The organism is Flavobacterium sp. WC2421 (assembly GCF_040822115.1).
GTDB lineage: Bacteria > Bacteroidota > Bacteroidia > Flavobacteriales > Flavobacteriaceae > Flavobacterium.
This window is the reverse complement of the sequence record NZ_CP162004.1, coordinates 469,099-495,311: the sequence shown is the minus strand read 5'-3', so window position 1 is coordinate 495,311 and position 26,213 is coordinate 469,099. Positions and strand designations below refer to the sequence as shown.

22 protein-coding genes are annotated in these 26,213 nt (G+C 33.2%); 14 read left to right on the top strand and 8 right to left on the bottom strand.

The features are described 5' to 3' along the window. Positions 1-4: 4 nt before the first annotated feature. The 5 genes from AB3G33_RS02235 to AB3G33_RS02215 all read left to right on the top strand — a co-directional run bounded on the left by AB3G33_RS02235 (position 5) and on the right by AB3G33_RS02215 (position 6,441). Positions 5-571 carry a DUF3109 family protein gene (locus tag AB3G33_RS02235; protein ID WP_367755563.1) on the top strand — a complete coding sequence of 189 codons (567 nt, stop codon included), beginning with the start codon at positions 5-7 and terminating at the stop codon, positions 569-571. A 343-nt stretch (positions 572-914) separates the two neighbouring features. Further along, the gene (locus tag AB3G33_RS02230) at positions 915-1,892 is read left to right on the top strand and encodes a ribonucleotide-diphosphate reductase subunit beta (protein ID WP_187018179.1); all 978 of its coding nucleotides are present in this window, start codon (positions 915-917) and stop codon (positions 1,890-1,892) included. Positions 1,893-2,071: 179 nt separating this feature from the next. After that, positions 2,072-4,489 (top strand): ribonucleoside-diphosphate reductase subunit alpha, encoded by a 2,418-nt coding sequence (locus AB3G33_RS02225; RefSeq protein WP_367755559.1) that lies wholly within the window; start codon positions 2,072-2,074, stop codon positions 4,487-4,489. Positions 4,490-4,694: 205 nt separating this feature from the next. Beyond that, positions 4,695-5,333 (top strand): NYN domain-containing protein, encoded by a 639-nt coding sequence (locus AB3G33_RS02220; RefSeq protein ID WP_367772296.1) that lies wholly within the window; start codon positions 4,695-4,697, stop codon positions 5,331-5,333. Between the two features lie 607 nt (positions 5,334-5,940). Beyond that, on the top strand, positions 5,941-6,441 hold the full coding sequence (locus AB3G33_RS02215) for an RDD family protein (protein ID WP_367772295.1): 501 nt from the start codon (positions 5,941-5,943) through the stop codon (positions 6,439-6,441). A gap of 46 nt (positions 6,442-6,487) precedes the next feature. Here the strand turns inward: AB3G33_RS02215 and metE are convergent, their stop codons facing one another. Then, positions 6,488-8,812: a 5-methyltetrahydropteroyltriglutamate--homocysteine S-methyltransferase gene (gene metE, locus AB3G33_RS02210; protein WP_367772293.1), complete on the bottom strand. Its 2,325-nt coding sequence runs from the start codon at positions 8,810-8,812 to the stop codon at positions 6,488-6,490. Positions 8,813-8,965: 153 nt separating this feature from the next. Between metE and AB3G33_RS02205 the strand changes: the two genes are divergently transcribed. Beyond that, the gene (locus tag AB3G33_RS02205) at positions 8,966-9,427 is read left to right on the top strand and encodes an Lrp/AsnC family transcriptional regulator (protein WP_367755547.1); all 462 of its coding nucleotides are present in this window, start codon (positions 8,966-8,968) and stop codon (positions 9,425-9,427) included. A 212-nt stretch (positions 9,428-9,639) separates the two neighbouring features. On the opposite strand, the gene AB3G33_RS02200 is transcribed toward AB3G33_RS02205, so the two are convergent. Further along, on the bottom strand, positions 9,640-10,695 hold the full coding sequence (locus AB3G33_RS02200; RefSeq protein WP_367772291.1) for a flavin monoamine oxidase family protein: 1,056 nt from the start codon (positions 10,693-10,695) through the stop codon (positions 9,640-9,642). Between the two features lie 232 nt (positions 10,696-10,927). Between AB3G33_RS02200 and AB3G33_RS02195 the strand changes: the two genes are divergently transcribed. Next, positions 10,928-12,274, top strand: coding sequence for a deoxyguanosinetriphosphate triphosphohydrolase (locus AB3G33_RS02195; protein WP_367772290.1), 1,347 nt, complete (start codon positions 10,928-10,930; stop codon positions 12,272-12,274). A gap of 4 nt (positions 12,275-12,278) precedes the next feature. On the opposite strand, the gene AB3G33_RS02190 is transcribed toward AB3G33_RS02195, so the two are convergent. Together AB3G33_RS02190 and AB3G33_RS02185 are read right to left on the bottom strand one after the other, a co-directional pair. Continuing rightward, entirely contained in the window at positions 12,279-13,241 is a 963-nt protein-coding gene (locus tag AB3G33_RS02190) for a DUF3078 domain-containing protein (RefSeq protein WP_367772289.1), read from the bottom strand. A gap of 36 nt (positions 13,242-13,277) precedes the next feature. Then, positions 13,278-15,059, bottom strand: coding sequence for a 1-deoxy-D-xylulose-5-phosphate synthase (locus tag AB3G33_RS02185; RefSeq protein ID WP_367772288.1), 1,782 nt, complete (start codon positions 15,057-15,059; stop codon positions 13,278-13,280). A 122-nt stretch (positions 15,060-15,181) separates the two neighbouring features. Between AB3G33_RS02185 and AB3G33_RS02180 the strand changes: the two genes are divergently transcribed. Beyond that, a complete protein-coding gene (locus AB3G33_RS02180; protein WP_367774071.1) occupies positions 15,182-15,625 on the top strand; it encodes a nucleoside deaminase in 444 nt (147 codons plus the stop codon). A 49-nt stretch (positions 15,626-15,674) separates the two neighbouring features. Here the strand turns inward: AB3G33_RS02180 and AB3G33_RS02175 are convergent, their stop codons facing one another. After that, positions 15,675-16,715, bottom strand: a complete 1,041-nt coding sequence (locus AB3G33_RS02175; RefSeq protein ID WP_367772287.1) for an ion channel — start codon at positions 16,713-16,715, stop codon at positions 15,675-15,677. Positions 16,716-16,876: 161 nt separating this feature from the next. After that, entirely contained in the window at positions 16,877-17,710 is an 834-nt protein-coding gene (locus AB3G33_RS02170) for an AraC family transcriptional regulator (RefSeq protein ID WP_367772285.1), read from the bottom strand. Between the two features lie 127 nt (positions 17,711-17,837). On the opposite strand from AB3G33_RS02170, the gene AB3G33_RS02165 reads away from it, so the two are divergent. Beyond that, positions 17,838-19,004 (top strand): MFS transporter, encoded by a 1,167-nt coding sequence (locus AB3G33_RS02165; RefSeq protein WP_367772283.1) that lies wholly within the window; start codon positions 17,838-17,840, stop codon positions 19,002-19,004. A 317-nt stretch (positions 19,005-19,321) separates the two neighbouring features. Here the strand turns inward: AB3G33_RS02165 and AB3G33_RS02160 are convergent, their stop codons facing one another. Both AB3G33_RS02160 and AB3G33_RS02155 read right to left on the bottom strand, forming a co-directional pair. Beyond that, complete coding sequence (locus AB3G33_RS02160) at positions 19,322-20,866, bottom strand: Rne/Rng family ribonuclease (RefSeq protein ID WP_367772281.1); 1,545 nt, start codon at positions 20,864-20,866, stop codon at positions 19,322-19,324. A gap of 367 nt (positions 20,867-21,233) precedes the next feature. Continuing rightward, a complete protein-coding gene (locus AB3G33_RS02155; protein ID WP_016989051.1) occupies positions 21,234-21,524 on the bottom strand; it encodes an HU family DNA-binding protein in 291 nt (96 codons plus the stop codon). A gap of 134 nt (positions 21,525-21,658) precedes the next feature. Here AB3G33_RS02155 and mutY point away from each other — a divergent pair, with 134 nt between their 5' ends. The 5 genes from mutY to AB3G33_RS02130 all read left to right on the top strand — a co-directional run bounded on the left by mutY (position 21,659) and on the right by AB3G33_RS02130 (position 26,199). Continuing rightward, positions 21,659-22,693, top strand: a complete 1,035-nt coding sequence (mutY, locus tag AB3G33_RS02150) for an A/G-specific adenine glycosylase (RefSeq protein ID WP_367772279.1) — start codon at positions 21,659-21,661, stop codon at positions 22,691-22,693. A 51-nt stretch (positions 22,694-22,744) separates the two neighbouring features. Next, positions 22,745-23,185: a single-stranded DNA-binding protein gene (locus AB3G33_RS02145; RefSeq protein WP_367755526.1), complete on the top strand. Its 441-nt coding sequence runs from the start codon at positions 22,745-22,747 to the stop codon at positions 23,183-23,185. A gap of 23 nt (positions 23,186-23,208) precedes the next feature. Beyond that, a complete protein-coding gene (locus AB3G33_RS02140) occupies positions 23,209-24,507 on the top strand; it encodes a gliding motility-associated protein GldE (RefSeq protein WP_367772277.1) in 1,299 nt (432 codons plus the stop codon). Then, positions 24,500-25,090 carry a gliding motility lipoprotein GldD gene (gene gldD, locus AB3G33_RS02135; RefSeq protein ID WP_367772276.1) on the top strand — a complete coding sequence of 197 codons (591 nt, stop codon included), beginning with the start codon at positions 24,500-24,502 and terminating at the stop codon, positions 25,088-25,090. Before AB3G33_RS02140 ends, gldD begins: the two co-directional genes overlap by 8 nt. A 242-nt stretch (positions 25,091-25,332) precedes the next feature. After that, positions 25,333-26,199, top strand: coding sequence for a DMT family transporter (locus AB3G33_RS02130; protein ID WP_367755518.1), 867 nt, complete (start codon positions 25,333-25,335; stop codon positions 26,197-26,199). Positions 26,200-26,213: the final 14 nt, after the last annotated feature.

The following is a 26,213-nucleotide window of genomic DNA, read 5'->3' as shown; positions in this document are numbered from 1 at the left end:
AAGCATGTTTCAGTTAGGAAAAACCATCGTCTCAGAAGATATATTAAGTAAAGATTTTGTTTGCAATTTGTCTGCTTGTAAGGGCGCTTGTTGTGTAGATGGAGATGCTGGTGCACCACTAAGTTTAGAGGAGACAAAAATTCTGGAAGAAATCTATCCAAAAGTAAAACCATTTCTTCGTAAACAAGGAATTGAAGCTATTGAGGCACAAGGAGTTTGGGTAAAAGGAACAGATGGTGATCTTGAAACGCCACTGATTGACAATAAAGATTGTGCTTATGTTATTTTTGATGGTAAAACGGCACTTTGTGGTATTGAACAAGCCTACAATCAAGGAATAATTGACTGGAAAAAACCTGTTTCTTGTCATTTGTATCCAATACGTGTAAAAGATTTTACTGAATTTGCCGCTGTTAATTATGACAAATGGGATATTTGTGATCCAGCCTGTTCACTAGGTCAAGAGCTTGAAGTACCTGTTTATAAATTTGTAAAAGAGGCTTTAGTTCGAAAATTTGGTGAGGATTGGTATTTAGAGCTTGAAAAAGTGGCTCTTGAGATGAAACTTTAATTCATTTGCATCTTAGATTAAAGTATTTTGTTTTCGATTCGATTATCCGAAACAAATTGTCTATTAATTTTTATTTGGAAGGAAAAAATTTAACAAAAAAACATTGTTAAATCATTGTATTTGGATTTTAAAAATCCTATGTATTACGGTGCTTAACGACACTTTTAAATTTTTAAAATACTGTTTTTCAGTCAATTGTATTTACGTCAAAAAAGAATCCTAATTTTTATGTTTGTTAAAAACTAGTGCCGATTGTGGATAAGTTTGGCTTTTAATAATGGCAATATTTTCCAATCTTTGTAATCCACGGAATACATAAATTTTCAAAAAATAAACAACTACAATGTCGCAAATTGAACCAATATTACAAGAGAATAAAAATCGTTTCGTAATTTTTCCTATCAAGCACCATGATATATGGGAATTTTATAAAAGTATGGAAGCTAGTTTTTGGACAGCTGAAGAAATAGATCTATCTCAAGATTTAAATGACTGGAATAATAAACTTTCTGATGACGAGCGTTATTTTGTAAAACATATCTTAGCTTTTTTTGCTGCTTCAGATGGTATCGTAAATGAAAATTTAGCTGAAAATTTTGTAAACGAAGTACAATATGCGGAAGCAAAATTCTTTTATGGTTTTCAAATCATGATGGAGAATATTCATAGTGAAACGTATTCTTTATTAATTGATACTTATGTAAAAGATGAAGCTGAGAAAGATGAATTGTTTAATGCATTAGAAGTTTTCCCTGCCATTAAGAAAAAAGCAGATTGGGCTTTACAATGGATTGAATCGGATTCGTTTGCAGAACGATTAATTGCTTTTGCAGCGGTAGAAGGGATTTTCTTCTCGGGAGCATTTTGTTCTATTTACTGGTTGAAAAAACGTGGATTAATGCCTGGATTAACTTTTTCTAATGAGTTGATTTCTCGTGACGAAGGAGTTCATTGTGATTTTGCAGTGCATTTACACAACCATCACTTGGTGAATAAAGTGCCAAAAGAAAGAATTAGAAGTATTATTGTAGATGCGTTAAACATCGAAAGAGAATTTATTACAGAATCACTTCCTGTAAGTTTGATAGGGATGAATGCCGTATTGATGACTCAATATTTAGAGTTTGTGGCTGATAGATTATTGGTGGAATTAGGTTGTGAAAGAGAATACAATACTACAAATCCTTTTGATTTTATGGATATGATTTCATTGCAAGGGAAAACCAATTTCTTCGAAAAGAAAGTGGCTGAATATCAAAAATCAGGTGTGATGAACACGGATGGTGATGCTCAAAAAATATCTTTTGATGCTGATTTTTAGAAATTAGCTTTTAGGTTACCGGTGGCACCTAGCCCCGATGGAAGGGAATATCCTTTGTGTTTTTTTCTTTAAAAAACACAAAGATAGGAATGAGAGCGGGATTAGCTTCCCAAAAAAAATTAACAAATACCCAAAAAATAGAAAAGGGATTTTCTGTTTTTTAAAAAACAATTGAGCTTATGTATGTAATTAAAAGAGATGGTCACAAAGAACCAGTAATGTTTGACAAAATCACGGATAGAATTAAAAAGTTATGCTATGGTTTAAATGATTTGGTAGATGCTGTGAAAGTGGCAATGCGTGTTATTGAAGGACTTTACGATGGGGTTTCGACATCAGAATTGGATAATTTGGCAGCTGAAACAGCAGCGTCAATGACTATCGCACACCCTGATTATGCTCAATTAGCGGCTCGAATTGCCATTTCAAATTTACATTCGAATACCAACAAATCGTTCTCAGAAACGATGAACGAAATGTTTCATTATGTAAATCCAAGAAATGGTCAAAAAGCACCATTATTATCAGAAGAAGTACATAAAGTAATTCAAGAAAATGCTGAATTTTTAAATTCACATATTATATACAATAGAGATTTTAACTACGATTATTTTGGTTTCAAAACATTAGAACGTTCTTATTTGCTTAAAATAAACGGGAAAATTGTAGAGCGACCACAACATATGTTGATGCGTGTTTCTGTGGGGATTCACTTGGATGATTTAGATTCTGTTTTAGAAACGTATGACTTAATGTCTAAAAAGTTCTTTACACATGCTACGCCAACCTTGTTTAATTCAGGAACTCCAAAACCACAAATGTCTTCTTGTTTCCTTTTGGCTATGCAAGATGATAGTATTGATGGAATTTATGATACGTTGAAACAAACGGCAAAAATTTCTCAATCAGCAGGTGGAGTAGGTCTTTCTATTCATAATGTTCGTGCGACAGGTTCTTATATACGTGGTACTAACGGAACGTCAAACGGGATTGTTCCTATGTTGCGTGTGTTTAATGATACAGCACGTTATGTAGATCAAGGTGGAGGAAAACGTAAAGGAAGTTTTGCTATTTATATCGAAACGTGGCATGCGGATATCTTTGACTTCTTAGACTTGAAAAAGAATACTGGAAAAGAAGAAATGCGTGCTAGAGATTTATTCTTTGCGATGTGGACTTCAGATTTATTCATGAAGCGTGTACAAGAAGACGGGAATTGGACTTTAATGTGTCCAAACGAATGTCCAGGATTGTATGATGTGTATGGTGAAGAATTTGAAAAAATGTACACGGATTATGAAAAAGCAGGTAAAGGTAGAAAAACGATCAAAGCGCATGAATTGTGGGAGAAAATTCTAGAATCTCAAATCGAGACTGGAACGCCATACATGTTATATAAAGATGCAGCTAACCGTAAATCAAACCAAAAGAATTTAGGAACGATTCGTTCGTCTAACTTGTGTACGGAGATTATGGAGTACACCTCTCCAGATGAGGTAGCGGTTTGTAACCTAGCTTCACTTTCATTGCCCATGTTTGTTGAGAATGGAAAATTTGATCACGATGCTTTATACAAAGTAACCAAACGGGTAACTAGAAACTTGAATAAGGTAATTGATAGAAATTATTATCCTGTTGAAGAGGCTAAAAACTCTAATATGCGTCATAGACCAATTGGTCTTGGAGTACAAGGATTAGCGGATGCTTTTATTATGTTGCGTTTGCCTTTTACATCTGATGAGGCTAAAAAACTAAACCAAGAAATTTTTGAAACTTTATATTTTGCAGCTGTAACGGCTTCAATGGAAATGGCCAAAGAAGAAGGGCCGTATTCTACTTTCAAAGGGTCACCAATTTCTCAAGGAGAATTCCAACACAATTTGTGGGGAATGAAAGATGAAGAACTATCTGGTCGTTGGGATTGGGGTTCTTTAAGAAAAGAAGTGGTTGAACATGGAGTTCGTAACTCTTTATTGGTAGCGCCTATGCCAACAGCTTCTACTTCACAAATCTTAGGTAACAATGAAGCATTTGAACCTTATACGTCTAATATTTATACTAGAAGAGTACTTTCGGGTGAGTTTATTGTAGTGAACAAACATTTGTTACATGACTTAGTAGAACGTGGTTTATGGAACGAAACGTTGAAACAAGAATTGATGCGTAATAACGGTTCAGTTCAGGACTTAAACATTCCGCAAGATTTGAAAGAACTGTATAAAACTGTTTGGGAAATGTCAATGAAAGATATTATAGATATGTCACGTCAACGTGGTTATTTTGTAGATCAATCTCAATCATTGAACTTGTTTATGCAAAATGCTAACTATTCTAAATTGACTTCTATGCATTTCTATGCATGGCAATCTGGATTGAAAACAGGAATGTATTATTTAAGAACGAAAGCGGCAGTGGATGCGATTAAATTTACATTGAACAACGATAAAAAAACAGAACCAATAGAAATTAAAGAACAAGAAGTTGCAATTGCAGTGGAAGCAGTAGAACCAGCGGCCATGAGTGCCGAGGAATACAGAGCAATGATTGAACTGGCTAAAAATGCAGGTCCAGACGATTGTGAAATGTGTGGTAGTTAATATTTAGTTATAAAAAACAAAACCCTTGCTTATTAGTATTTAATTGCAAGGGTTCTTTATGTATTTTAAATGTGATTTCATCAATTCTTATTGTGAGAAATTGATAAGATTACTATGGGTATAAAAAAAGAAACGCCTCAAGAGAGGCGTCGGACTAAAGATGCTATCTTTAGTGTTGTTTATGTGTTGCAAATATAAGTAAAAAATGATGAGTGAAACAAATGTTTTAACAAAAAAAGAAAGAGTTATCGTTTATATAGATGGTTTTAACTTATATTTTGGGATGTTAGAAGCTGGGCTTGATTATTGTAAGTGGCTGGATTTGATTCTTTTGTCTAATAATTTATTGCAATCTAATCAGGTTTTAGTAGAGGTTAAGTATTTTACTAGTAGGGTAAGTAATAATCCTGAAAAGCAGAAAAGACAAAATACATACATTGAAGCACTTGAGGCTATCGACGTTAATATTTTTTTTGGAAATTATCAGTCTGATAAAATTGAATGTAAAAGATGTCAAAATGTTTGGCCTAAATTTAACGAGAAAATGACTGATGTTAATATTGCAACACAAATTTTGATTGACGCTTATCAAGATAAATATGATATGGCAATGTTGATTTCTGGCGATAGTGATTTAGTTCCTCCAATGAGAGCAGTACATGAAATTTTTAAGAACAAAAGAGTTTTTGCTGCTTTTCCACCAAAAAGGCATAATCAATCTGTTTCATTGGTTGCAAAAGGGTCATTAACTATTGGTCGAAAAAAACTTGTAGATAGTCAATTTCAACTAGAAGTTATAAAGAAAGATGGATATGTTTTGAAAAAGCCAAAACATTGGTCATAATATAAAGAGCAGCTATCAATTTTGATAGCTGCTCTTTATTTGGAGTTATTTCGGTTTTTAATTGCAACTCAAAAAGCTAAACCGTTCTTTTTGTGAGGTATAATTATATAAAACTAACAAATAATTCTATAAAATGATTGAGCTGCATAGGAGGTATATTTGTAATATCAAATGGCAGAATTATGAGAGCAATTGAAAAAACTAAGGAAATAAGCAAAAAAATGATACATTTATTTTATGCTACTTGTACTAATGAATTGATTGTTTATTCAAAACAAGCTAGTAATATCGAGATATTTATTTTAGCCTTTTTTATAGAATGCAATCGTCTTTTTATTGCCGACAGTTTTTTCATGGATGTGTTTAAAAAATGAATTGAAGACTAACTCGTGTTGGCTTTTGCTAGATCGAGGATTATATTTTAAAATACAGAGTTGCCTTTTTAGGTAGCTTTTTTTTGTTCTGCCTATTCTTTATTTTTTATAAAATAGATTGATTATACTTCATAATCGTGAATATTCTGATTAATATTTTAAGAATAATTCACTATATTTGAGTAGGTTATGGTTTATTAAAATTCTTTTTTAAATTCTTAAAAAAAGCAATTATGAAAAATAAAACATTTACAATTACAGATCATTTGCTTGCTAGTCAAGGGCAGCGTTTCTTGAATCTACTACTTGACTTACTTTTCATTTATATTATTATTTTAAGCGTAGGGACATCCATTATTTTGATAGCCGATGTTGCTAATAAATTTACGGTCTCTGATTGGGTTGAAACCCTAAGTTGGGCCGCAATTTTATCCTATGGCTTGTTAATACTGTTTCTTTATTATTTTTTAACCGAGGTTTATTTCTCAAGAACACTAGCTAAATTAGTTACCAGAACTATCGTGGTTAAAAGTGATGGTTTAAAGCCTACAATCGATATGATTTTTATTCGAACTATTTGTCGTTTTATCCCTTTTGAGGGCTTGTCCTACTTAGGATCCGTTTCTTGGGGATGGCATGATCGCTTTTCAGGGACTTATGTAGTTAAGAAAAGGAAATTAGCGAAAAGCATACAGTACTTTAATCATCCAGAAGAATTTGGTAGAGCCGAATAATCAAAAAACCCTAGTGCGTATGAGACACTAGGGTTTTTGCTTTCAATTAAATAGTGGCGGTATTGGTAACGGCAATTCGCATTTTTTTAGCTGCGGCAACCATTTCGATCAATGCTTTTTTGGTTTCATCCCAATGGCGTGTTTTTAAACCACAGTCGGGGTTGACCCACAATTGATCAATAGGTATCACGGCAGCTGCTTTTTCTAATAAATGAACCATTTCTTGACTCGATGGAACGCGTGGTGAATGAATGTCATATACGCCAGGTCCAATCTCGTTTGGGTATTTGAAATAAGCAAAGGCGTCTAGTAATTCCATTTGGGAACGGGAACATTCTATTGTAATCACATCCGCATCCATATCGGCTATATTCTGAATGATATCATTGAACTCACTATAACACATATGTGTGTGAATTTGAGTGTCATCTTTTACACCACTTGCCGAAATTCTAAAAGCTTTTACGGCCCAATCCAGGTATGCCGCCCATTCTTCTTTGCGCAATGGCAATCCTTCTCTAATGGCTGGTTCATCAATTTGTATGATTTTGATTCCAGCATTTTCTAGATCTACCACTTCATCACGAATCGCTAAGGCAATTTGTGTACAGGTTTCTGATCTTGGTTGGTCATTACGTACAAATGACCATTGCAAGATAGTTACGGGTCCTGTAAGCATTCCTTTAACCCATTTAGGTGTTAAGGATTGTGCAAACTCGGCCCATTTGACTGTCATAGGTTTTGGACGAGATACATCACCATAAATAACGGGTGGTTTTACACAACGACTTCCGTAGCTTTGAACCCAACCGTTTTTTGTAAAAGCAAATCCATCGAGTTGTTCTCCAAAATATTCCACCATATCATTACGCTCAAATTCACCATGTACTAAAACATCAATGCCAGACTCTTCTTGAAAACGGATGGTTTCTTCGGTTTCTTTTCGAAGAAGGTCGTCATATTCCAATTGTGATAAGTCTCCTTTTTTAAATTTGGCTCTCCAGCTACGTACTTCAGGAGTTTGTGGGAATGAACCAATAGTGGTGGTTGGGAACAACGGTAATTGTAAAGCGTCAATTTGTTGTTGTCTTCTCACCGAAAAAGGGCTTTTTCTTCTCGAATCTTCTTCGACAATACTAGCAACTCTGTTTTTTACAGCCTCATTGTGAATGATTGTTGCTTTTTTTCTGTTGTTATTTGCCAATGTATTTTCTTCAAAAACAGCTTGATCGTTCTCCGTAATTTCGTTCGAAGCTAAATTTCTTAGAACAACAACCTCGTCCACTTTTTGTTTGGCGAAAGCCAGCCATTGTTTAATTTCTGGAGTGAGCGTTTCGTCATTGGTTTCTAAATCTAGGTCACATGGCGAATGAATTAAAGAGCAAGATGGAGCAATAAAAATACGGTCAGTTCCAAGAGCATCCGTAGCTTTCTGGATTAGTGCTAACGATTTTTTGAAATCATTTTTCCAAATGTTTCTACCGTCAATAACTCCTAGTGAAAGCGAAGTTGTTTTTGCTAATAAATTAGATTCTAGAATATCGTCTAATTGCAATGCACAACGCACTAAATCCAAGTGGAAAGTATGAACTGGAAGGGATAAAGCAGTTGCTAAATTTTCTCCGAAGCAATCAAAATAGTTGGCAAGAATGATTTTGATGTTTGGGAATTTTTCATTGATTTTAGTATACACATACACTAATGCGGCTCTTTCAATATCCGTTAGATTTAAAGTCAAAAAAGGTTCGTCAAACTGAACATATTCTACTTTTTCCTCTTGTAATTTTTGTAAAATGTCAAAATAAACAGGAAGTAGTTTATTGATGAGGTCAATTCTATGAAAACCTTCTTGCTTTTCTTTTCCAAGAAGTAAATAAGAAACGGGTCCTATAATTACAGGTTTAGTTTGAAATCCTGCTGCTTTTGCCTCTTTGTATTCGTCAATAATTTTTTCTGAAAACAATTCGAATTCTTGATTTTTAGAAAATTCAGGTACAATATAATGGTAATTAGTATCAAACCATTTGGTCATTTCCATGGCTACAACATCTTGACCTTCTTTTTGAGCGCCTCTTGCCATAGCAAAATATAAATCGAGCACCGAATTCTCTTTTGCGAAAGCTTTATACTGCTCGGGAATAACGCCAAGCGTTAAAGATAAATCAAGTACTTGATCGTAAAAAGAGAAGTCATTTGACGGAATTAAATCAATTCCAGCATTAAATTGAAGTGCCCAGTTTTCTTTTCGGATGTTTTTTCCTGTAGAAATAAGTTCTTCGGCTGTGATTTTACCAGACCAGTATAGTTCACTCGCTTTTTTTAATTCTCTGTTGCTGCCTATTCTTGGATAACCTAAATTGTTTGTTTTCATTTTTTAGTATTTATTTCTAAACAAAGGTATAAGCTTAGTATTAAATACTTAATTTTGGCCTTTAACTAAGTAATATGAACTATATATTGTAAAAAATACAGTATTTAATTTCGTTTAGTATTTAAATAAATAACATTAGCAGTAAAAAACACTATGGAAAATCTAGATGCAACCGACATACAAATTCTAAAACACCTTCAAGAAGACTCTAATATCAACATAAAAGACCTAGCGAGTAAGTTGTTCTTAACCGCAACACCAGTTTACGAGCGTATAAAAAGATTGGAAAGGGAAGGATATATTATGAAATATGTCGCTTTATTGGATAAACAAAAAATGAATTTGGGTATGATTGTTTTTTGCAACGTACGGTTAAAAGAGCACGCTCGAAATGTAGGAAGCAATTTTGTTAAAGATATTGTTGCACTTCCTGAAATCATAGAGTCGTACAATATTGCTGGAGATTATGATTTTATGCTGAAAATATTAGTGAAGGATATGGCAAGTTATCAGGACTTTGTAATGAATAAATTGTCCACTATTGACAATATAGGGAATACCCAAACTATTTTTGTAATGGGGGAAATTAAGCATAGTACAGCCTTGAATTTTTAATAGCAACAACGTTTTTTGTCGTTTTAGGAGCAGACGGTTTATTGGTTTTAGCAACATTGGTCCCGCTTTTTGCTATATCTCTAGTGTTTGCTTTCGCTTACACTAGAGGATGCCGCTACAATCGGGGCTAGCGATTACAATTAGTAGTTTTTCAGGAAATCACAATTGCATCATCAATTTTGTTGAACTCCAATCCATTAAATAAAAATACTTTATTTTAATTTTAAAATGGCATTAACAGCATTTTCTGCTGCAATTACAGCCCCTTCCATATAACCAGGAAATTGATTTGCCGTTTCTGTCCCTGCAAAGAACAAGCGATTGTTGTAGTAGGATGCTCTAAATAAAGGATGTCCATTGTTTTGATGTGGATACATAAAACCAATTTGGTTAGCACTTTTGGTTTGCTTTTCTTTTGCCCAAACCGTTTCGTGATAAGACGTAAAATGTATTGCGTCCTCACCAAAAACTTTAACCAATTGTATTTTTAATTTTTCTAAACGTTCTGTTTTAGAATACATTTCCATCCCAGAGCTAATAAAACCGCAAAGGGCAAATTTATCTAAGGAAGCATTCGATTGATCATAGAACTCGGTTATTGGCCCCACATTACTGAATAAAGTACCCGAATAATTCTTGTTGCGCCAAAAAGGGGTTGCATAAACAAAAGCAACTTTAATAGAATCTTGCATCCAAGTGTGCGTTTTATTTGCGATATCGGTTAGTTTTTGTGGAAGAGCAGGAGTAACGATAATGTCATTTGTAAACAAAGCTTGTGGCAAAGTCGAAATCACATAATCAGCCTCGAAAGATTGATTTTGAGTTTTAATTTGAATCTTTTCGTTTTCAAAATTCAGACTAGAAACAGTTTGGTTTAAGTGAATAGGAATAGTTGTTAGTTTGTTTTTTAAGGTGTGAATAAGTTGGTTTGTGCCACCCGAAACACGATAACTTGGGCTATTTTCTGGAATCTGGATTTCTTGTACTGCTGCTGCCGAAAATGGTTCGAAATAGGAGGTGCCTTGCATGAATTGTTCAAAATAATCCAATTCTAGTTCGCTTAAAAGATTTCTAAAGTTAACATGAATAGCATTAAACCAGGTCGCGCCCATTTCGACCTGAGCGGTATCTGTACTTATGGTGTGAATTCGTCCGCCTATGCGTTCTCTGGCTTCGATAATTTCGGTTTCAAAACCTTTGTTTTGTAAACGATAAGCAGTTAGTAATCCGCTTAAACCCGCTCCTAATATGATTATTTTTTTGGACATTGCTCTAGTAGTTATTGGCTGTAAAAATACAATCTGTTTGTTTAAAAATGGTTTTGTAGTATCAATTTATTAAATAGTCTTATTGTTGATTTTAATCATTTTTAATTGATTGCTCAATTTAAGGCAGGTTTTCTTTTATTGCTTTTATAAATCAACAGAAACCTATTTTTAGTTATTGGTATTTCTCTATCTTTGAATAATTATCCAAATATTCAAATTCGACAAAAACAGTATGAACTGGGAACAACTTTTATCATTAAAACGACAAGGCGACACAAGCAAAAGATTACGTATTGAACAAGACGACACTCGATTGGGTTTTGAAGTAGATTACGACCGTATTATTTTCTCTGCCGCTTTTAGAAGTTTACAAGATAAAACACAAGTGATTCCCCTTTCTAAAACCGACTTTGTACACACTCGATTGACGCATAGTTTAGAAGTTTCAGTTGTGGGACGTTCTTTAGGGCGATTAGTTGGTAAAAAGATAATTGATAAATACCCTCATTTAAAAGAAGTACATGGCTACCATATGAATGATTTTGGCGCTATTGTAGCAGCAGCTTCATTGGCTCACGATATAGGGAATCCTCCTTTTGGTCACTCTGGGGAGAAAGCAATTGGAGAATATTTTTCAATTGGAAAGGGTAAACAATACAAAGACCAATTGTCTAACAAAGAATGGCAGGATTTAATTGATTTTGAAGGGAATGCCAATGGTTTTTCGGTGCTTACAGCAAGCCGCCCAGGAATTGAAGGCGGACTTCGCATTTCATTTGCTACACTTGGTGCTTTTATGAAATATCCAAAGGAAAGTTTGCCCAAAAAACCAACCAAAAATATTGCTGATAAAAAATACGGTTTCTTTCAAACTGATAAAAAGTTTTTTGAAGATGTAGCAAAAGAGATGGGAATGATTCCTAATAAGTCTGGTAGTGATATAGGTTTTGAAAGACATCCACTTGCTTATTTAGTGGAGGCTGCAGATGATATTTGTTATACGATTATTGACTTTGAAGATGGAATTAATTTAGGATTGGTTTCGGAAGATTTTGCCTTAGAGTACTTAATCAAATTGGTAAAAGACAGTATAGATACTTCGAAATATAAAACATTAGAAACAAAAGAAGACCGTATAAGTTATTTGCGTGCATTGGCTATAGGTAGTTTAATCAACGATGCGGTAAAAGTTTTTATTGATAATGAAGAGGCGATTTTAAATGGAAAATTTCCGTATGCTTTGACGGATAAAAGCAAGTATAAAGCACAGATGGATGATATTATTAAAATCAGTGTGAACAATATTTATCAAAGTCGCGAAGTGATTGAAAAAGAGATAGTAGGGTATCAGATTATTCAAACATTATTGGATAAATTCATAACAGCCTTCAACAATAAGTTCGATGGTACTGATTCTAATTATGATAAATTAATTTTGAAATTATTACCTGAGAGACACCATTTAGAGAAAGAAAATTTATATGAAAGATTGCTTCATATTTGCCATTATATTTCATTGCTAACTGATGGAAATGCATTAGAATTGTTTGATACTATCAATGGGAAAAAGAAGGATTAGGTCACTAAAAATCATAAACAAGACCAACTCCTAGAGTTTGTTTTAGTTGTGTTTTTGGACCTACAGTAATTTGCTCTCCATTAACATCTTCTTTTGCTTTAATATCATCATCATAAATAATATGTGCTCCTATATTTGTGCGTATGTGTTCGTTTACGACTAAATCCAAAACTAAATCATAATCTACATCAATATTCCCAAATTTATTGATGTAATCAGAGTAAAGACTCACGCGATTTTCTAGCGTTACGTTTTTAACCACCTCTTTTTTGTACAAACCAGTTACTAATATTCCAAGTTCTATTTTTGATTTTTCTCCTTGTCTAATTAGATTTCCGTTGATGTCATATATTGCTTTTTCAACCCCAAATGATCCTTGATTGGCTAGCCTTTGGTCTAAAACAAAAGTCATTTTAGAGGTGAATGGAGAAAGATAAAGCATTCTGTCTTTCTTTTTAGTAGCATATTCAGCTCCTAAACCTAAGAACACATAAGCTGGAGCAAAAGGTTTTGAAACGGAAATCTCTTTATTTGGGTAGGAGTAACCATCAGTAAACTGAGTGTTAAAATTAAATTTTGCTGTATGATACCAGTTTGAAATAGTGTCATTTCTATAGCCAAAAGCAGAATTAAATTGGAATACATCATCAGTTTTACGAAGTTCAATCCCATCTTGTTTGTTTAAGCCGTAACGCATAATAAGTTCGTTTGACCAATTGTAATTGTCCTTAGTATATACTCGGTTAAATTTTGTTTTTAATAAACCGGAAATAGAACTGGTTCCCCCAGCATTCCAATTCACAAAAGCAATTTCGGAGATGTCAAATCCAATTCTATTTTTCTTTACCCAATGTGAAGCGGTGTCTTTTATTGGTTGTGGAGGAATTAATGTAGTTATGATTTTTTGTGAGTAACTATTTATTGAAATTAAAATTAATAAACAGGTGAATGATAGTAATTTAAACATAGGTTTTTTTAGTTAGTGGGCGCAAAATAATTATTTTCATTTACTTGAAAAAATTATTTCTAAATTTTTAACGTCAATTTTGCAAATTTGTTGTTGTTGTAGCACACTTCCTTGTTCAATAAACTTATCAGGAATCCCTAATGTGTCTATTTTTAGGTTATAATTATTTTGAGATGCAAATTCTAAAATGGCACTTCCGAAACCTCCAATTATAGATCCATCTTCTATTGTTATAATTGATTTTGATTGTTTAAAAATAGAGTGTAGTTCCTTTTCGTCCAAAGGTTTAACGAAAGGAAAGTCAAAATGGGAGATTGTTTCTGGATTATTTAAATTATCCAAAGCCTCGATGACATTTTTCCCGATGGTTCCATTAGAAAGTACGGCTACTTCGCTTCCCTTTTTTAAACAAGTTGCTTTTCCAATTTCGATTTCTTCATAATTTCCTAAATATTTGGATTGCCAATCGGGGGTTACGCCACGGCCTCTAGGATAGCGAATAGCGATAGGGTTTTTTAGACCTAACTGGGCAGTGTATAAAATGTTTTGAAGGGCAATTTCATTTAAAGGGGCATAAATAATCATATTTGGAATACAGCGTAAATACGAAATATCAAAAACACCATGATGCGTTGCGCCATCTTCGCCAACTAAACCAGCACGATCCAAACAAAATATAACAGGTAAGTTTTGTATTGCGACATCATGAATCACTTGGTCGTAAGCGCGCTGTAAAAAGGTCGAGTATATATTACAAAAAACGATCATGCCTTGAGTAGCCATTCCTGCTGAAAGTGTTACTGCATGTTGCTCTGCAATTCCAACATCAAAAGCACGTTCAGGAAGTGCTTCCATCATAAATTTTAGGGAACTTCCTGAGGGCATAGCTGGTGTGATACCTATAATTTTTTTATTTTTTCTGGCTAAATCTAATACGGTTAAACCAAAAACATCTTGGTATTTTGGAGCAAGATTTTCTTCCGACTTTAAATGAATTTCTCCTGATTTTGCATCAAATTTTCCTGGAGCATGGTATTTTACCTGATCTTCCTCAGCTTGTTTTAGCCCTTTTCCTTTTGTAGTTATCACATGAAGGAATTTTGGGCCTTTTATTTTTTGTAATCGTTTTAGTTCTTTGATAACTGCAAAAATATCATGACCATCAATAGGTCCTGAATAGTCAAAATTCAGGGACTTAATCATGTTGTTTTGTCTTGGATTCTTTCCTTCTTTTACAGCAGTTAGATAGTTTTTTAAAGCTCCTACACTAGGGTCGATGCCAATAGCATTATCATTAAGAATTACCAATAAATTAGCATCGGTAACGCCAGCATGATTTAATCCTTCAAAAGCCATTCCGGAGGCGATGGAGGCGTCCCCAATGACTGCTATGTGTTGTTTTTCAAAGTCTCCGTTTAAATTTGAAGCAATTGCCATTCCTAAAGCTGCTGAAATGGAAGTAGAGGAGTGGCCTACGCCAAAGGCATCATAGATGCTTTCACTTCTTTTAGGGAAGCCAGATATACCGCCTAATTGCCTATTGGTATGAAAAGTTTCTCTTCTACCAGTCAATATTTTATGTCCGTACGCTTGATGACCTACATCCCAAATCAATAAATCTTCTGGAGTATTGAATACATAATGCAAGGCAATGGTAAGTTCGATAACACCTAAGCTAGCACCCAGATGTCCTTCTTTTACGGATACAATATCAATTATAAAATCACGTAATTCTTTGGCTACCTGAGGAAGTTGCGCTTCGTCAAGTTGGCGTAAATCGGTTGGGGTATTTATCTTTGAAAGTAAATTAGCTGACATAAAGCAAATGTACGATTTGAAATTGTATTTTTACATTCGATAAAAAAGTTGTTAGATAAAGATTAACAAACATAAGGATGATTCACAAAGAATTTAAAATTTGTGAATTTGTAGCTATTATTATGGAAAACATTTTCACCGACGAATATTTTATGAAAAAGGCTTTGAATGAGGCCGAAATAGCTTTTGAAAAAGGAGAAATTCCTGTTGGTGCCATTATTGTGATTAATAATACAATTATAGCCCGGTCTCATAATTTGACAGAATTATTGAACGATGTGACGGCACATGCTGAAATGCAAACCATAACGGCAGCGGCTAATTATCTTGGGGGAAAATATTTGAAAGATTGCACGCTTTATGTTACGCTGGAGCCTTGCCAGATGTGTGCCGGAGCTTTGTATTGGAGCCAGATTTCTAAAATTGTTTTTGGAGCCAGTGATTTGCAGCGCGGTTTTCAAAAAATGGGAACGCAACTACACCCAAAAACAACTGTTGTTCATAGTGTTCTAGCAGATGAAGCTGCCGAATTGATGAAGCGGTTTTTTGCTGGAAAAAGGAAGTGATTTTTTAAAAACCCAAAAGCGATAATTTGATTAAAGGTTAGACAAGTATTTAGTAAGTTTCTCCCGTATTTATTGCATGATTATAGCCGCTGGTTTTTAGATCAGCCCACTCCCAGCCATCATCTTTAATAAGTGACAGTAATAATTGACGTCTGGTTTTTAGTTTTTCATATTCTAAATCTACCTTTTCACCGGATATAATTTTTATTCCTTTATTCTCAAGGGCTGTAAGTTTTAGTATGGGTGGGATTTCTTTACCAGGTACTATAAAAGTGGCTGGAAGAGTAACGAGATAGCTAGAAATGGCTTTCCTCAATCTAATAAGAATGTTTTTTGAAGGTCGTTGGTCTACTGGAATATTATAAAGTAATATAGTAAGCATCTCGTCAAGGTTCGTAAGATTGAGAACAAAGGCTTCTTTTCTGTCTGAGGAATGAAAAAAGTGCAAGACAGAATAGGCTTTATGATTTTGGGCGTGTAAAATGATAGAATCTATGAGGCTTATAAAAGGTTGTTCCAGCTCTTTAAAATCTTTTCCATTCCAATAATTCAATAGAATTTCTTCTGCCGATCCACCAAGTGTATTGATATAAACACTTATTTTTCTTTTCATTATTTCAGCTGAAACCACTGGAATTAAATAGGTAATCGCTATAGAAATCAAAATCAAACCTGTAAAAGAAAGTATGGCAGTAAGTATGTCCCAAAATTCACCTGAGGATTCCATGTCACCTAAACCTAAAGTAGATAGTGTATAGCCAGTATAATAAATCTTATTAATAATTGTCGTTTTCGAATTTGTTTCAACATTCATAATTGAATTAGGATCACTAATGAACAACAAGCTAGCCGATATCCATATAAGAAAAAGCCAGTTAATCAGAATCGAAACTAAAATAAAAGCTCCTCCAAGTTCTAAAACTTTTTTGCGTCCTGTTTTTTTATTAATGACCAATAATAGACTCCAAATAGATTTGGATAACCTTTTTGAAATAAAACCGGCTCCACGAACGGATAATGATGTATTTATTAAATCGGAAGTAGTTACCAAAAGGAGAATGATTCCTAGAAAAAAAACAAAATAGTTCATAGTATTTATTTTAATCTTATCAAAAATTCAACATTAATGTTGGTCTTGTCTAGTAGTTTAGCTATAGTTAGGCAACTAATATAGGGAATAAACAGTTAATATAGTGTCGTTCTTAGAAGGTGAAAATAAAGACTCTAATTAAATTGACTTTGATTTATGATTTAATCCTTTTTAATCTCACTGGGTTTCCTATTTCTTTGTTTTTTATAATAATTTGAGAGATGACTTTCATCAGTAAAACCAAATTCATATGCAATTTGTTTGATTGATAGTTGTTTATGAATTATTCTTTTTTCAATTAGTTGTATTTTTAGGTTATTGATATAGTCTCTATAAGTTAGAGAAAAATTGCGTTTAAAATAAGTACCAAAATACGTATGGGATATATTGAAATGATTGGCAATTGTTTTGATTTGAACTAGTTTTGGATTGTAAATGTTTTGATGAATATAGGAAATGATTTGATCGTTATCAATAGCGTTTCCTGTGATTTGCATATTCATGCCGCGCATAGTTTCCTTGATTAGTCCAAAAATAGAAAGTATTTGATAGAAAATGATTGGTGAACTTGAAATGTTTGTTTTGCAATTGTACTTAGTGATGTTTTCGATTGTATTTTTTAGTATTATTTTGCAAGTTTCATCGAATCTCAAAACATTTTCTTTTAGAGATTGGTCTCGCATGAAATTCTCTGGTGTGTTTAGAAGAAACTCGTCACAAGAAAGTTTTTTGTTTGAGTTAAAATAAGTGTCGGTGAATTTTATAAAGACAAATCGAGTACTTTTTTTAATGTCAAAATAATGTTCATCATCAGGTGAAATCACAAATAAATCTCCAGCTCTATAGGGTAATAGATTTTTGTTTAAATGATGAATTCCGTTTCCTTTTAAGATGTAGATGATTTCGTAATAGGTGTGACTATGCGTTGGGAGGTGAAACTTTTCTTCTTCAAATTCATCAATAACTAATGACTCAAATTGATTTAACTTTTTCATAACGGATAACTACAAGTTTATAGTGTAAATCTACAATTTATTCCATTGCTTAATAAATAAATTTGCAAAATCTAATTGCAGCTTATTTTAAAAAAAGCTGCATATTCAAATAATTAATTTTTTTTACATGAAAAAAAGTCTTTTTTCTCTTTTGTTGGGTGGGCTAACAATAGGAATAACAGAGTTTGTAATGATGGGACTATTGCCTGATATCGCCTCTGATTTAAAAATATCCATTCCAGTTGCTGGATATTTAATTTCGGCTTATGCCTTAGGTGTTGTTATTGGTGCGCCCTTAATTGTAATAATAGCGAGAAATGAGCCGCCAAAGAAGATATTGCTGATATTAGCAGCAATGCTTGCTTTTTTTAATTCATTATCTATAATTGCACCATCTTATAGTTTGCTGTTTATTTCACGTTTGCTTTCTGGATTGCCACATGGAGCTTTTTTTGGTGTTGGTGCCGTGGTTGCTACTCGTCTTGCCGATAAAGGGAAAGAAGCGCAAGCTATATCAATTATGTTTTCTGGTTTAACGATTGCCAATCTTGCTGGGGTGCCTATTGGAACTTATATAGGACATCATTTTGCTTGGCGTTATACTTTTATAATAATTGCTTTTATTGGTATGATCACATTTGTTGCTCTTTACTTTTGGATGCCAAATTTAGAAGCTAGAGCAAAACAAACAGTTAAGAGTCAATTGCAATTTTTTAAGAGACCGGAAGCTTGGTTGGTTATTTTAATTACAGCCATCGGAACTGGAGGATTATTTTGTTGGATTAGCTATATCGCTCCGTTGCTCACAGAAGTGTCACAATTCTCTGCTTCAGATGTTTCATATATATTGGTTTTAGCTGGGCTTGGGATGGTTATAGGAAATTTAATAGGAGGGAAGTTGACCGATCAATTTTCTCCTGAAATTACAATTATATCGATTCTTCTATTTCTGTCGGTTGATTTAATCTTAGTCTATTTATTCTCTTCAAACCAATATGTGAGTTTGTTGTTAGTATTTACTACTGGATGTATTTCATTCTCTATAGGAGCTCCTATTCAAATGCTGATGATTAAAACGGCTGTTGGCTCAGAGATGATTGCTTCGGCTGCAATTCAAGCCGCATTTAATGTGGGTAATGCATTAGGTGCCTTTCTTGGTGGTTTGCCTCTAGTCGCTGGCTTAAGCTACGCAACTCCTAATTTAGTTGGAGTTGTGATGGCATTATCAGGGGTGTTTTTTACAACAATTTTTCTTCAGAGAAAGCGCCGAATATTAAAATGGCAAAACAACTAAATTTGTTAGTGACTATTGATTTATAAGTAGATAACTCTAGTTTATAGGAACAGTTTTCTTGTTTTTAAGATCTTCAACTGAATTGCAATTTGTTTTTTGTTCGTTCTGGAGAGAAGGTAATTGTATTGATAATGAAATTACTTTAGCCCAGATAGCAGTGGAAATCCTTTTTATTTTTTCTTTAAAAATAAAAAGATTGCAGCGTATAGCTGGAAGTAGCTCTTAAAAACAAATAAATTATAAATTACAGATTGTTTCGAATAATCTCGCAATGACGCACAAAAAAACCGCCAATCTCACGAAAGGCGGTTTTTTGTTTAGTCTTTTATAGCATTTCCTTTTTTGTCAAAGAAATGATATTCTAAATACGTGTAAGCGTCACGAGGTATGATTTTCACCCACTTCTTATGTTCAAAAAACCATTTTGAACGTAATGATGGAAAACCTTTGGTAAGGTATGCTGCCACAAATGGATGTACATTAAGTACAACATCTTTGTGGGTTTTTAAAACTCTTTCTAAATCAGAATTGATTCGGTCGATAATTAAAATTGGCGCTTCAATTTCGCCTTTAACATCGTTTGGATCTTCTTCTCTAGTTTTTATATTTACTTCTGGTCTTACTCTTTGTCTTGTAATCTGGACTAATCCAAATTTACTAGGAGGTAAGATTTTATGTTTCGCTTTGTCATCGCTCATTTCTTCTCTCAAGAAGTCGAACAAAACTTTACGATTTTCTGGATTAGACATATCGATAAAATCAATTACAATAATACCACCCATATCACGTAGACGCAATTGTCTAGCGATTTCAGCAGCAGCTATCATGTTGACTTCCATGGCAGTGTCTTCTTGGTTGGTAGCTTTATTAGAACGGTTTCCGCTGTTTACGTCAATAACGTGCAAAGCTTCAGTATGTTCAATAATAAGATAAGCCCCTTTACTCATGGATACTGTTTTCCCGAATGAAGTCTTGATTTGTCTCTCTATATTGTATTTCTCAAAAATTGGTGTATCGTTTGATTGATAAAACTTAACAATTGATTGTTTGGATGGTGCAATTTCTTGCAAATAATCCTTAGTTTGGTTGTACAACTCTTCATCATCAATTTGAATACCACTAAAGGTATCATTAAAAACATCTCTTAATATCGAAGAAGCTCTATTAAGCTCTCCTAATATTTTGGATGGATGATGAGCAGTTGGTAATTTTTTACACATTGCATCCCATCTGCTTAGCAGGTTCTGCAAATCTTTTTCTAATTCGGCTGTATTTTTGCCTTCTGCTACTGTGCGAACAATAACACCAAAACCTTTGGGTTTGATTGAATGTACAAGTTTTTTTAGTCTGTCTTTTTCTTTTTTGTCTTCTATCTTTTGAGAAATAGAGACGCGATCAGAAAATGGGACTAGAACAATAAAACGTCCGGCAAGAGAAAGCTCAGCGCTAATTCTTGGACCCTTAGTAGATATTGGTTCTTTTACGACTTGTACAAGGATAGATTGATTGGCATTTATTACATCTGTAATAGTACCATCTTTATCAATCTCTTTGTCAAACTGAAAGTTTTTTAGGGAGAAATCTTTTAATTTACCTGCGCTTACAAGTTTTATGAATTTCAGTTGGGAAGATAAATTTGGACCCAAATCGTGATAATGTAAAAAAGCATCTTTTTCGAAGCCTACATTTACAAAAGCGGCATTAAGTCCAGCAACGGGTTTTCTAATTTTGGCGATAAAAATATCTCCAACTTGAAAATTGCTTTTTTCTTCTTCCTTGTGTAATTCAATTAGTTTTCCATCTTTTAATAAGGCAAAATCTACGAAATCAGAACTAGATCTAATGATCAATTCTTTATTCATCTGTAAATTTTTATCCAAACTTTTAGTTTTAATATAAAGTTTAAAGTTTTAAAAACTCTTAACTCATAATTCATAACTGAATTGTAAGGATGGATTAAACAATAATTTTAACAGGTATTGAACCCGGAGAAAACTAGCTGGCAGTTTGCAGTAATAAGTGATCAGTAAACTGAATACTAAAAACTGACGACTGAATACTAATTTTCGATTTCAATGAACGTTTAAAAAGAAAAAAGTAGTTATAAACTACTTTTTCTTTTTGTGACGGTTAGCTCTCGCTCTTTTTTTACGTTTGTGAGTTGCTACCTTATGTCTCTTTCTTTTTTTACCACTTGGCATATTGTGTTGATTTTATGATTAATTAATATTATTTTGCTTCGTTATTTATTTTTACTCCTTCTACAAAAACTTTTGCAGGTTTGAATGCAGGAATGTTATGTGCAGGAATTTTTATTGTGGTATTTTTAGAAATATTTCTACCAGTTTTCTCAGCTCTTGTTTTCACAATGAAACTTCCAAAACCTCTTAAATAAACATTGTCTCCAGTTTCTAATGAATTTTTAACTTCATTCATAAAAGTCTCTACTGTTGCTTGAACATCACCTTTTTCAAGACCTAATTTTTCTGAAATTTTTGCTACGATATCTGCTTTCGTCATTTTCTTTCCTTATTTATTATATTGTAATAATTTTTTTGAGTGTGCAAATATAGGAATTTAAAAAACAATAAATCAAGCTAATTCGTTAAATTTTAATCATATAAACTTTTACTTTTGCAAACAAATATTTAATAATGATTTTTTCTAACTTGCTAATTCAATGGTATTTACAAAATAAACGTGATTTACCTTGGAGAAATACCACCAATCCTTACTTTATTTGGCTTTCTGAAATCATGTTGCAACAGACTCGAGTAGCGCAAGGAATGCCTTATTTTCTGTCTTTTACTACAGCATTTCCTACTGTATTTGATTTGGCTAAAGCCGATGAAGAACAGGTTTTGAAACTATGGCAAGGTTTAGGGTATTATTCCCGTGCTCGCAATTTACATAAAACTGCGCAATATGTAGCTAATGATTTATCAGGAATTTTTCCTGATACTTATAATGAGTTATTGAAGTTGAAAGGAGTTGGCGAATATACTGCAGCGGCCATAGCTTCTTTTTCCTATAATGAAACGGTTCCTGTTGTAGATGGAAATGTGTTTCGAGTATTATCTCGTTATTTTGATATTGAAACGGATATCGCTTTGGCTTCCGCCAAAAAAGAGTTTGCCGCTTTGGCTTTTGAATTAATGCCTAAAGATAATCCGGCAACCTTTAATCAGGCAATTATGGAGTTTGGTGCTTTACAATGTGTGCCTAAAAGTCCTAATTGCAACATTTGTGTTTTTAACGAAAGTTGTGCAGCCTTACAAAAAAACAAAGTAGACCAATTGCCTGTTAAGTCTAAGAAACTAAAAGTTAGAAATCGTTATTTTAATTATTTAGTGGTTTCTGATGAGCGTGAGGATACGCTAATCCAAAAGAGAACTTCAAAAGGGATTTGGCAAAATCTATATGAATTTCCAGTTATTGAAACGGATAAGGTGGAAGATTTTGAATATGTAGCCATGCAGGTGAAAAATGATTTTTTTAAGAATAATGAGGTTGTCAGTATAATGGAGTGTAATGCTGAAAGTATAATTCATAAATTATCACATCAACACCTATATATTAAGTTCTGGAAAATTAAAGTAAAAGGGGTGATTGAAAATGGGGTTGACAATGTTGCTTTAAAGACGTTCCCTTTTCCAATAGTGATTCATAATTTTATTGAAAAGGAATAATATTTGGTTTGTAAAAAATGTATCTTTGATAGAAATACCATAATAAATAAAATGAACGGAACGTTAAATAAGGTGATGCTTATTGGGCATCTTGGTGATGAAGTGAAAATGCACTATTTTGATGGAGGAAATTGTATTGGACGGTTTCAATTGGCAACAAATGAAGTCTATATAAATAAAACGACTAATGAAAAAATAACTTCTACAGAGTGGCATAATTTGGTAGTGCGTAATAAAGCTGCTGAGCTTTGCGAAAAATATCTTTCGAAAGGAGATAAAATTTACGTAGAAGGTCGAATTAAATCACGTCAATGGCAAACGGAGGAAGGTGTAACAAAATTCACTACTGAAATACAGGTTACAGAGTTCACTTTTTTATCCACAAAAAAGGATGGAGAAAACAACAAGCAAATTCCCATTCAAGAATCGACAAAAAACACTAACTTTGACCCACAGAATAACGGCTTACCAATCAATGATTTGCCGTTTTAATTGTTTAACTAATCTTTTTTAATTTGGACCCAGAGCCCAGTTTAAATTTTGCCTATACATTAGATACTGATCTAGTGTTTGGTTTTGCCGGAATATTTGTATTGCTTTTTTGCTCTGCATTAGTTTCTGGAGCCGAAGTTGCCTTGTTTTCCTTATCTCAAAAAGATATTGATGAAGCAATACAGGGAAATGCCTCCAAAGGGAGAATTTTGTCTGACCTTTTAGGAAGGCCAAAAAAATTACTGGCTACACTTCTTGTCGCTAATAACTTTATTAATATTGGAGTAGTAATTTTATTTTCATTTATTGGGAATGACTTATTTGCGGCAATCAGTTCTCCTATTTTAAAATTTATATTAGAAGTAATAGTTGTGACCTTTTTATTATTACTATTTGGAGAGGTCTTGCCCAAAGTATATGCAAGTAGAAATAATATTAAATTTGCTAAAGGTGTTGCTTATCCAATAGTAATACTTGACAAGTTACTTTCGCCATTAAGTATTCCAATGCGTCAGGCCACGGTGTATTTACATAATAAATTAGGAAAGCAAAAAACTAGTTTTTCTGTGGATCAATTATCACAAGCATTAGAGCTTACTTCATCTGACGAAACTTCATCTGAGGAACAAAAAATTCTTGAAGGAATTGTTTCTTTTGGAAATACAGATACAAAGCAGGTAATGAGTCCTAGGATTGATATTTTTGCTTTGGAAATAACTGAAACCTTTAGTGAAATATATGCTAAAATTATTGAAAAAGGGTATTCTAGAATTCCTGTTTATAGAGATAATGTAGATCAAATTGAAGGGGTACTTTTTGTAAAAGATTTATTACCACACTTAAATACTACTGATTTTGATTGGGCTACATTAATTAGAGAGCCGTTTTTTGTACCAGAAAATAAAAAATTAGACAATTTGTTGAAAGATTTTCAAAATATGAAAAGCCATTTGGCTATAGTTGTTGATGAATATGGAGGGACTTCTGGTTTGGTTTCTTTGGAAGATGTAATAGAGGAAATTGTTGGTGATATTAGTGATGAGTTTGATGACGAAGGGGTTAATTTTTCTCAGTTAGATGATAAAAATTATATTTTTGAAGGGAAGATAAATCTTAAAGATTTCTACCGAATTATAGATGTTGATGAAGATCTATTTGAAATTAAAAAAGGGGAAGCCGAAACGTTGGCTGGATTTATCCTCGAAATCTCTGGGAACTTCCCAAATAAAGGACAAAAAATTTCATATGGAAACTGTTTGTTTACTATTGAAACTGTAGATAAGAAACGTATAAAACAAATAAAAGTTACAATTGATGCTTAATTTTAAAACAGCACCTATAAAGTTTAAAACAGCAGTAGTGTTTTTAATTTTATTTTCAGGGGTACTTCTTTTTTCAAGTTGTAAAGATGATGTTATTCCTAAACCATCAAGCTATTTGCGTTTGGATTATCCAGTGGCTAAATATGTGGGTTTTGAAAATAAGTGCCCGTTTACTTTTGAAATGAATTCAGAAGCTGTTATAAAAGGAGAAAAGGATTGTGGTTTTACGATTACCTATCCAAAAATGAAAGCAACTATTTATCTGACTTATAAGCCTGTAAATAACAATATTAATAAGTTATTGAGGGATGCTCAAAAACTAACTTATGAGCATGTTATAAAAGCCGATGATATATTAGAGCAACCCTATTTGAACCCGCAAAAAAAAGTGTTTGGAATGTTTTATCAAGTAGATGGGAATGCGGCTACGAATTCTCAGTTTTATGCTACTGACAGTATTAAGCATTTTGTAACGGGTTCTATCTATTTCTACGCAAAACCTAATTTTGATTCCATTATGCCTGCAGCTAGTTATGTGAAAAATGACATGCAAAGACTGCTGGAAACCTTAAAATGGAAATAAATTTTCATATAAAAGCTTCTCAATTGAGACGCTTTTTTTTTGAGTAAAATGCTAGGTAGCATGTTTCAAAGTTATTTTTGATAGATAGTTGTTTCAAATTTCTGATTCAATTTTTCTGAGAGCAATTAGCTGTGATATTGTATTGTACTTATTTGATGGGAGTTGTAATTTATTTCTAAAATAAATTAAAAAAAGGCAGTCTATTCATAAAATTGTTACAATTTTGGGGTAAAATTACAGATATGGAATCAAAACAATTAAAATGGGGTTATTTATTGGTGCTTTCTTTGGTTTGGGGGAGTTCTTTTATTCTAATTAAAAAAGGATTAATAGGGTTGTCCGCGATTCAAGTGGGTTCATTACGAATTATATTTGCTGCCATTTTTTTGTTGTTGATTGGTTTTAAAAGTTTGTCAAAGATCCCTAAAGAGAAATGGAAATATATTGCTCTAACCTCGGTATTTGGGACTTTTGTTCCTGCTTTTCTTTTTGCATTAGCGCAAACAGAAATTGATAGTTCAGTAAGTTCGATTCTAAACTCATTAACTCCTTTAAATACGTTGATTTTGGGTGCTTTAGTGTTTGGTGTTAATTTTCAAAGAAGACAGGTCTGGGGTGTTTTTATTGGATTGGTTGGGAGTTTACTTCTCGTTTTTAACGGAGCAATGAACCATCCGGATCAAAATTATTATTATGCTATTTTGGTTGTTATTGCTTCACTTTGCTATGCTGTCAACGTAAATCTAATCAAACGATTTCTGTCTGATTTAGCTCCGCTTAGTATAACAACGGGAAATTTTTTATTTCTAATATTTCCCGCATTAACAATTCTGTATTTTACAGGATTTTATGATGTGCTAGCAGTTGAAAAAGTACAGCATTCGGTTTATTTCATTATGATCTTGGGTGTAGTAGGAACTGGGATTGCTAATATTTTATTTTTTAAATTAATCCAAATTTCATCACCCGTTTTTGCAACTTCAGTGACTTATTTGATTCCAGTTGTGGCTTTCTTTTGGGGGTTATTAGATAATGAAATGTTGACACCTGTACAGTTTTTTGGTGCATTCATTATTTTAATAGGAGTGTATTTATCGGCGAAAAAGTAGTAGCTGCTCTTTTG